At 70.3% G+C, this 10,035-nt stretch carries 3 protein-coding genes; 1 reads left to right on the top strand and 2 read right to left on the bottom strand.

Annotated elements, in window-relative coordinates; genetic code table 11:
• Positions 1–6,730: SDR family NAD(P)-dependent oxidoreductase (locus AC08OP_RS14170; RefSeq protein WP_476614617.1), on the bottom strand; the 6,730-nt coding region annotated here is incomplete at its 3' end.
• 83 nt (positions 6,731–6,813) lie between these two features.
• A complete protein-coding gene (locus AC08OP_RS14175) occupies positions 6,814–8,445 on the bottom strand; it encodes an aspartate aminotransferase family protein (protein ID WP_476614618.1) in 1,632 nt (543 codons plus the stop codon).
• Between the two features lie 156 nt (positions 8,446–8,601).
• Here AC08OP_RS14175 and AC08OP_RS14180 point away from each other — a divergent pair.
• Positions 8,602–10,035 (top strand): type I polyketide synthase (locus tag AC08OP_RS14180; RefSeq protein ID WP_476614619.1); only part of this gene is annotated, 1,434 nt, incomplete at its 3' end.

Below are 10,035 nucleotides of genomic sequence, written 5' to 3' on the forward strand. Positions count from 1 at the left end.
CCCGTGGTGTGGGGTGGTCGAAGACCAGGGTCGCCGGAAGCTGCCGCCCGGTGGCCGCGATCAGCCGGTTGCGCAGGTCGACGCCGGCGAGCGAGTCGAAACCCTGCTCGCGAAAGGCCCTGCTCATGTCGAGCGAGTTCTGGTTGGGCAGTCCCAGCACCGCCGCGGCGGTCACCCGGACGAGGTCCAGGGCGCCCTGCTGGGTCAGCGTCTGCTCCGCGCGCCCGGTCGGCGCCGTTCCGGCAGGCGTGCGGCGCGCCCTGACCAGGCCACCCAGCAGGGACGGCAAGGACTCGGCGCTGGCGGCTCGGGACGGCCGCAGGATGGCGGGGACCAGCAGCGCGGCGTCCTCGGACATCGCGCGGTCGAACAGGGAGAGTCCCTGATCGGCGGTCAGCGGCGCCACTCCGGAGCGCGTCCAGCGACTGACGCCGGACTCCCCGAGAGACTCCCCCATGCCCGCCTGCCACAGTCCCCAGGCCAGCGATGTCGCGGGCAGCCCGCGCGCCCTGCGGTGCGCCGCGAGCGCGTCCAGGTAGGTGTTGGCGGCGGCATAGTTGGCCTGACCTGCCGTGCCGAGCAGGCCGGAAATCGAGGAGAACAGGACGAAGGCGCGCAGCTGGCGATCCGCGGTCAGTTCGTGCAGGTACCGCGCGGCATCGGCCTTGACCGCCATGACGGCGCTGATCCGCTCCGCGGTCAGCGCCGGGATCGTGCCGTCGTCAAGGATCCCGGCAGCGTGGATCACCGCGGTCAGCGGCGCGTCGGCCGGCACCTCGTCGACCAGTCGGGCCAGCGCCGTCCGGTCGGTCACGTCGACGGCGACGGCGCGCGCGCCTTCCAGTTCCGCTGTCAGTGCGGCGGCGCCGGGCGCGTCCGGTCCACGACGGCTAACCAGCAGCAGGTTCCGCAGGCCGTGCCGTTGATGGAGATGCCTGGCGATCAGTGCGCCCAGCCCACCGGTGCCACCGGTGATCAGGACCGTGCCGCCGGGATCCCAGCCGAATCCGCGCGCGGCGCCGCCATCGTCCGCGGGCGCGGTGGCCGGGGCGACCCTCGACAGCCGGGGCAGCAGGACCTCCCCGTTTCGCACGGCGAGCTGGGACTGGCCGGTCCGCCGCGCGACACCCGCCACGGCCGCCGCCACGGCCGGGCCGGCATCAGCCGCGCTGTCGTCGACGTCCACCACGACGATCTGGTCCGGGTATTCGCTCTGGGCCGTTCGGGCCAGTCCCCACACCGCGGCCGCGGCCAGATCGGTGACCGGCTCGTCCGGGTCGGCAGCCACCGCGCTCCGCGTGACCAGGACGAGCCGGTCGTCCCGGTCGTGGTCGGCCGCCACCCACTCCTGGATCACACCGAGGTAGCGGGCGACCGTGCTCGTCGTGTCGTCCGTGCTCGCGACGGGCACGACGGCCGGAGCAGGGGCCTCCTCGGTGCCGGTGGTCGTGGCCGCAGCCGCGTCCTCGCGCCGCCAGGTCAGTGCGTACATCTCGCCGCCGTCGGCAGCGACGTCGGCCGATGCCCGGAAGGTCAGCCCCTCGATCGTGGCCACCACGCTGCCCGCCACGTCGGCGAGCAGCACCTCGTAGGTGCCGTCACCGCCTGCCGGGGCGAGCCGGGCGCGTAGCTCCGAGACGCCGCCCACACCACCGCCCGCCCGCACCCCGCTCCAGGCGAACGGCAGGCGCAGTCCGTCGCCGCCGTCGACCAGGCCCAGCACGATGGGGTGCAGCACCGCGTCCACCAGGGCCGGATGAAGCAGAAAGCCGGGTTCCGGGCGAGGAAGGCCCGCGGGGATGCCGACCTCGACGTACGTGAGGTCCCCATCGCGGTACACCGCCCGCAGGCCGCAGAACAGACCGGTGTAGTCGAATCCTCGTTCGGCGAGACGTTCGTAGGCGTCGTCGACCGACACCGGATCCGCCTCGGGCGGCCAGTCCAGCCGGTCGACCGCACCGCGCCCCGGGCCGGCGCCGGCGTCCGCGAGCAGCCCGGTCGCATGCCGGGTCCAGTCCCGCTCCCCGTCCCTCCGGGCGTGGATCAGCACCTGACGGTCACGCACAGTGACCTGAATCTGCACCGGATCGGAGCCGGGCAGCACGAGCGGGCTCTCCAGGGTCAGGTCCGCCACCTCGGGCAGTCCCACCCGCTCCCCCGCGAACAGCGCCAGTTCCAGGAAGGCCGTCGCCGGCAGCAGGGGCGAGCCGTTGATCACGTGCCCGGCAAGCCAGGGATGATCGGCCAGTGAGAGGGTGCCGGCGAACACCACATCGTCCTGGTCGACCAGCTCCACCACCGAGTCCAGCAGCGGATGCCCCGAGGCGCCGCGGGTCGGCCGCGGTGGCAACCAGTACCGGTCCCGACGGAAGGGGTGGGTGGGCTCCTCGCCATGGGCCCGGGCAACGCCGGAGACGAAGGTATCCGCCTCGGAGCCGGTGGCCCTGCCGAGAGGGATCACTCTCGCGATCCCCGCGGACCTGATCAGCGGGGTCAGCGCGGCCGACGGTCCGGCCTCGACAAACACGACGGCACCGGCCTCGCGCAAGGCGCAGACGGCGTCGTGGAACCGCACGGTCCCGCGGATCTGGGTGACCCAGTGCTCGGCGTATCCGGCCACCTCGGCGGGCAGCGGCTGCCCGGTCACCGTGGAGATGACCGGAATCCGCGGGGGCCGGTGGTCGATCGACGAGGCCACGGACCGGAAGTCGTCGAGCACATCGTCCAGATGCGGAGAGTGGAAGGCGTGACTGACGGTCAGCCGGGTTGTTCTACGGCCGCGGTCACGCCATCCGGCGGCCACGCGCTCTGTGGCCTCGGCGTCGCCGGCGAGAACCACCGACACCGGGCCGTTCACCGCCGCCAGCGCCACTCCGTCGACCAGGGTCGCGACGACCTCGGCCTCGGTCGCCTCCACCGCGATCATCGCGCCACCGGAGCGGGCCTGCTGCATCAGCCGGCCTCGGGCAGCCACCAGTCGGGCAGCGTCCGGCAGGGAGAACACCCCGGCCACATGGGCGGCGGACAGCTCGCCGATGGAATGGCCGGCGAGCAGATCGGCGCTCAGGCCGTGGTCGGCAGCCAGCGCGGCCAGCGCGACCTCGAAGGCGAACAGCGCCGGCTGGGTGTAGCGGGTCTGGTTCAGCCGCGAGCCGGTGGCCGGTCCGGCGCCGAACATCAGTTCCCGCAGCGGCTCGTCCAGATGGGGGTCAAACGCCGTGCACACCTCGTCGAACACCCGCGCGAACTCCGGGAAGCGCGCGTACAGTTCCCGGCCCATCCCGGGCCGCTGCGCCCCCTGGCCCGTGAACACCAGTGCCGTCGTGCTCTTTTCCCCCTCCTCAAGAACCACGTGGGCGTTCGTGCCGCTGATCCCGAACGCGGACACGCCGGCACGCAGCGGCCCGGAGGTCGGCTGCCACGACCTGGCCCGCGTCACTACCTCGACCTTCCCGGATGTCCAGTCCACGCGGGCGGTGGGGACATCGGCATGCAGGGTTCGCGGCAGCACGCGGTGCCGCATGGCCTGGACCGCCTTGATGACACCCGCGACGCCAGCCGCCGCCTGGGTGTGACCGATGTTGGATTTCAGCGAGCCGACGGCTAGGGGGATCTGGCGGTTCTGCCCGTAGGTGGCGAGAATCGCCTCGACCTCGATCGGGTCGCCCAGGGTGGTGCCGGTGCCGTGCGCCTCCAGGAGATCGACATCGGAACTGGTCAGGCCCGCGTCGGTCAACGCCGCGTTGATGAGCCGCTGCTGCGAAAGGCCGCTGGGTGCCGTCAGCCCGTTGGAGGAGCCGTCGGAGTTGATCGCGGTTCCGCGGATCACGGCGAGAACCGGGTGGCCGTGCCGCCGGGCGTCCGCCAGCCGTTCCAGCACCAGCATTCCCACGCCCTCGGCCCATCCGGTGCCGTCGGCGTCCGCGGAGAAGGCCTTGCACCGCCCGTCAGCGGCCAGACCGTGCTGCCGGGCGAACTCCTCGAACATGCCCGGCGTGGCCATCACGGTCACCCCGCCGGCGAGCGCCGCCGACGCCTCGCCGCTGCGCAGGGCGCGCACAGCGAGATGAAGTGCGACCAGCGACGACGAACAGGCGGTGTCGACCGTGAGCGTCGGGCCCACGAATCCGAACTGGTAGGCGATTCGTCCCGACAGCACGCTGGTCGTCGTCCCGGTCAGCACATAGCCGCCGACCTCCTCGTCGGCCTCGTACATCCGAGGGCCGTAGTCGGCGGCAGTGCCGCCGACGAAGACCCCGGTGCGGCTGCCGCGCAGGGACCGCGGCTCGATTCCGGCCCGTTCCAGCGCCTCCCAGCAGGTCTGCAGCAGCAGGCGTTGTTGCGGGTCCATGGCCAGGGCTTCTCTGGGGGAGATCCCGAAGAACGCCGCGTCGAACTCAGCCGCGGTGTCGAGGAAGCCCCCGACCCGGGAGTATCCCTGCCCGGGCCGCCACCCCCGGTCGGTGGGGAACGAGCTGATCACGTCCCGTTCCTCGAACACCACCCGCCACAGGTCCTGGGGCGACTCGATCCCGCCGGGAAGGCGGCAGGCCATACCGATGATCGCGACAGCGTCCTCGTCCGCGTCACCCGTCGGGTGCGCGCCCCGGGCAGGCGGGAGGACGGCCGGGCTCGTCCCCGCGGCCACCGGCGTGATCGCGGTGCCGGCAAGGTGGATGATCAGCTCCTGTGGCGTCGGATAGTCGAAGAGCAGACCGCCTGGCAGAGATCGTCCCGTGGCAGCGGAGAGGTTCTCGATCAGTTCCACGGTCATCAACGAGGAGAAGCCGAGGTCACGGAAGTTCGTGTCCAGCTCCACCCGATCCGGATCATCCAGACCGAGCGCAGCCGCCACCTGTACCCGGACCAGGGTGCCCGGGTCGGTGTCCGTCCGCCCCGCACCGGTGGAGGACCAAGGTTCCGGCATGCGGTGGTCATCGGCCCAGAACCGTTCTCGCTGGAAGGGGTAACCGGGTAGCCGGACCCGCCTGGCGTGGGTCCCGGAGTACGCCGCTGGCCAGTCGACGTCGGCGCCCAGGATGTAGCGGGCCGCAAGGCCGGCCAGGTCCTGCGTTTCCTGCGCGGTCTGCCCATCGACCGCGTCGGAGCCCACGGGCTGGTGATCTCCGAAGGCGTCCGACGAGATCACGTTCGGCGCGGGTGTCCCGTTCGCCAGGGCATCAAGGCCGCTGCGCAGGTCCTCGCCGGTGGAGGCGAGGACGACCGCCCGGTGTCGGAAGGAGGTCCGGGTCGTCGCCAGCGAGAACCCGAGATCGCCCGGGGGGAGACCCGTCTCTCGCAGCACGGCGGCGTGTGCCCGCAGCGCGGCGGGAGTCCTGCCGGAGACGGGAACCGGGTGTACCCGCGGGTCCGCCTCGTCGGCCGGGTGCCTGGTGGGCACACGGGCGGCACCCGGCGGTTCACCCACGATCACGTGCGCGTTCGTGCCCCCCATGCCGAACGACGAGACTCCGGCAATCAGCGGTTCAGCCGGACGCGGCCAGGCGGAGAGCTCCGTGTTCACCCGCAGCCCGAGGTCGTCGAGGCGAATGTCCGGGTTGGCCGTCGCGAAGTTCAGACTCGCGGGAAGGCGCCGGTGCCGGATGCTAAGCACCGTCTTGAGCAGCCCGGCGATCCCGGCGGCGCCTTCGAGATGCCCGATGTTGGTCTTCACCGACCCCACCGACAACGGCTGCGCGCTCCGGGCGTCCCCGCCCGACCGCCGGCCGGCGAAGACAGCACCCAGAGCGGTCGCCTCGATCGGGTCGCCTACCGGAGTCCCGGTACCGTGCAGTTCCACGTACTGCACCTGCGCCGGGGCAGTGCCGGCCTGTCGCAGCGCGGCGCGCAGGACCTTCTCCTGCGCCGCGGGGCTGGGCACGGTCAGGCCGGAGGTCGCTCCGTCGTTGTTCGTGGCGCTGCCGCGGATGACCGCGTACACGTCGTCGCCGTCGGCCAGGGCGGCGGCCAGTGGCCTGAGCACCATGACCACGGCGCCCTCACCTCGGACATACCCGTTGGCCCGGGCGTCGAAGACGTAGCTGCGTCCGTCCGGCGAGAGTCCGCCGAACCGCTGCGCCCCCAGTGCCCCGGAGGCCCAGAGGTTGAGGTTCACTCCGGCGGCGAGAGCGACCGGCGACTCGCCCGATCGCACGCTGTGCGCCGCCATATGGACCGCCACCAGCGAGGACGACTGAGCTGTGTCCACCACGACGCTCGACCCACGCAGATCCAGGGCATAGGAGACCCGGTTGGCGATGATGGCGCGGTGGGTGCCGGTATTCGTGTGCTGTGTGATCAGCCGATCGCCGCCGCTCAGGACGAGGCCGGCATAGTCGTCACGCAAGGAGCCGACAAACACCGAGGCGGCGGAGCCGGCCAGGTCGGCGGGCACAATTCCGGCGTCCTCCAACGCCGCCCAGGCCAGCTCCAGGACCAGCCGCTGCTGCGGATCCATCGCGGCGGCCTCTCTCGGGGAGATTCCGAAGAAGGCGGCATCGAAATCTCCCACCGCCTCCAGGAAAGCCCCGAACCGGGCACCACCGAGCAGAGCCGGATCCGAGATCCCGTGCCGCCGGTCGGTTGGAACCTCAGCCACCGCGCTGCGACCGTCGACCAGCAGGTTCCAGAACTCCGCGGTTCCGAACGCTCCGGGCAGGCGGCAGGCAATTCCGACGACCGCAACCGCCTCGCCGCGACCGCCCTCGTGACCGTCAGACCATGTCGTCATCTGGGTAGCTCGCTCCTTCATAACTGCGGAAAGTCGCAGTGCTGTCTCGGTGCGGTGTCCGTGGCGGCGGCCCCGCCGGCCGGCTACCGCGGCCGCTGTCCGCCGGTCTGCCCAGCCGAGCCCGTGGTCGGCAGGCCGCCGCTCGCGAGGTCGGCGCCGGCGTGATCCCGAAGCGCGACCAGCAGGCCGCGCAGCCCGGACTCCAGGCGATCTATCTCGGCGTCCGTGATCCAGACCGACGGCTCCAGCCGCAGCGTGTTCGTGGCGCTGGCGGTCGGAAGAACACGGATCGCATGCCGACGCAGCAGATATCCGGACAGGGCGTAGCCGAGCAGCCCGGCCCGGGACTGCTCGGCTACGCCCTCCAGGGTGGAGCCCGACTGGTCGTGGAACTCCAGGCCGATCATGAGACCGACACCGCGGACGTCCCGGACAACGTTTCCGAATTCCTTCCACAGTGAGTGCAGCATCTCCAGAATGCGCTCGCCGCGTTCCGCGGCCTTTCGATATGCTGCGCCGTTGCCCGCCTCCAGCAGTTCCACCGTGCGACTGGCAATCAAAGTGGAGAAGGAGTCCTTCGCGAAGGTGGAACTGTGCAAAAGTTCGAACTCCCGGCGGTAGCGAGAACCACGCACCAGGGTCATACCAGTCTTGACGATCCCGCCACCGAGACTCTTTGCCAGCGTGTAGTAATCACCCTGCAGACCCAGCCACGAACTCGCGAAGAAGGCGCCGGTACGGCCCATTCCACACTGCACCTCGTCGACGATGACCGGGCAATCGACCGCCGCGCATTCCCGCTGGATGCGCAGCACCGTCTCCCGGTCGAACGCCCGGATCCCCGCCTCACCCTGGACGGGCTCGAGGACGAAAGCGGCGAACACTGGCAGGTCACGTTCGACAACGTGCACGGCATGACCGTCGACCGCGAGATCGAACAGCGTTTTCCGCTCGGTCTCGATAGTCCGAGTGAGTGCGTCGGGCTCGTGCACGGGAACGAACCGGCACTGCGCGGCCAGGAGACCGAAGGGAGTCCTGAAGTCGACGTTGTGCGTGAGCTGAACGCTGCCGACCAGCTTTCCATGGAACGATCCCTCCGGCGCCAGAAACACCGGCGTGGCGGTCATACGTTCCTTGTTGGCGCGTCCGATCCCGGCGATCACCTCGTCGAGATCCAGCGCACGCGACCCTTCGATACCCAGGCGAACGGACGACCCGCTTGCCACGACCGCGGCACCAGCAGCGACGGCCGCCTGCGCCGCGGCGAGGTTGCCCTCGATCTCCGCCGCGATGGCGGCGACCCTCATGACCCGGTCGAGCTCCGCGTGTTTCATCGCTATCTCGACCGCCTCGGCGCCACTGTTGGCAAATACCGCCGAGTATTCTTCGGACGTTCCGAACTCACGCCTGATGATGGCGTTGACAGCCCGCGCGAGATCGCTGGCGTAGGGATGTCTCGAGAACTGGGCGTGGACCGGAACCTGCCGGTCGAGAAGTTCCTTGGCATAGGAGACGATCTCTGGATTGTTGTGCCCGAGGATCGTCGATCCAAATCCGCCAACAAGATCGAGAACGGAGATCTCACTCCCCGTCTCGTCGCGGCAGAAGAGAGTGTCTCCGACTGCCCGTGAGTAGTGGACGCCCAGCCCGAGCGATTCGAGGAGACTCCCGATATAGGGTTCGGCGAGATCGCGTTCTTCGCTCTCCGTGGTCATTTTTATTCCATTTCCCGCCTTCGATGGACGTTTGTTCAGAACTCTACTGCCACCCCCCGGAGGCCTCGTAATCAGACACTAACCACAGGGTCCTCCGACGGTCATCAGATGCCACCTGGAGCACCGGGAGTGCGCGGTTACCGCCGCGTTACGACAATGCGGCGACAATTCCAGAGGATGCGATTCGCGCGAGACTTCCCCAGGAAAGGAAGATCACCGTGCACAATACCGGGGATCCGGCTGTCGCCTGCTCTGAGGAGATCCCGGGAGCGCAGAACAGTGGGCGCTGACGAAGACAAGCTCCGCAAGTACCTGGCGCGCGCCGTCGCTGATGCCCGCGCCAGCCGCCGGCGTCTGCGCGAGATCGAGGAAAGGAACCGGGAGCCGGTCGCCATCATCGGAATGGCCTGCCGCTACCCCGGCGGCGTGGACTCGCCGGAACGGCTGTGGCAGCTCGTCGCCGACGGCATCGACGCCGTGACGCCCTTTCCCGAGCACCGCGGCTGGCCTCTGGACCGGCTCTATGACCCCGATCCCGACACCCTCGGGACGTCATACACCGATCAGGGCGGCTTCCTGCACGACGCGGACCAGTTCGACCCGGAGTTCTTCGGCATGTCGCCCCGGGAGGCTCTGGCCACCGATCCCCAGCAACGGCTGCTGCTGGAGACCGCGTGGGAAAGCTTCGAGCGAGCCGGCATCACCTCGGACCAACGCCGCGAAAGCCGGGCGAGTGTGTACGTCGGGTCGATGTACCACGACTACGGGTCACGTTTCCACCTCCCGCCGGAGGAGTTCGAGGGCTATCTCTACAGCGGGAGTGCGGGCAGCGTCGTGTCGGGCCGGCTGGCCTACGTCCTGGGCCTGGAGGGACCCGCCGTCACCATCGACACGGCCTGTTCCTCGTCGCTGGTCGCCGTTCACCTCGCGGTCGCCGCGTTGCGCCGGGAGGAGTGCGATCTGGCGCTGGCCGGTGGGGTGACGGTGATGTCCACGCCACAGGCGTTCGTCGAGTTCTCCCGCTTGCGCGGTCTGTCACCGGACGGCAGGTGCAGGTCCTTCGCCGCTTCCGCTGACGGCACCGGCTGGGCCGAGGGTGCCGGGCTCCTGCTGCTGGAGCGGCTCTCCGACGCCCGGCGCAACGGCCGCCGGGTGCTTGCGGTGATCAGTGGTTCCGCGGTGAACCAGGACGGCGCCAGCAACGGCCTCAGCGCGCCCAATGGACCCGCCCAGGAACGCGTGATCCGCCAGGCCCTCGCGAACGCGGGACTGTCGACCTCCGACATCGACGTCGTGGAGGCCCACGGCACCGGAACACCCCTCGGTGACCCGATCGAGGCCAACGCCCTGATCGCCACCTACGGTCGCGGCCGCTCCCCGGATCGGCCCCTTCGGCTCGGATCCCTCAAGTCCAACATCGGACACGCGCAGGCAGCCGCCGGAGTCGGCGGCGTCATCAAGATGGTCCAGGCCATCCAGCACGGAGTCCTGCCCAGGACGCTGCACGCCGAGCTGGCGACCCCGCACGTCGACTGGGAAAGTGGCATGCTGGCCCTGCTGCGCGAGCCGATGGAGTGGCCGGCGCTGGAC

This window comes from Frankia sp. CeRuru1, assembly GCF_977966315.1.

Coding starts and splice junctions, on each gene's coding strand:
- AC08OP_RS14175 (WP_476614618.1), bottom strand. CDS start 8,445: ATGACCACGGAGAGCGAAGAACGCGATCTCGCCGAACCCTATATCGGG.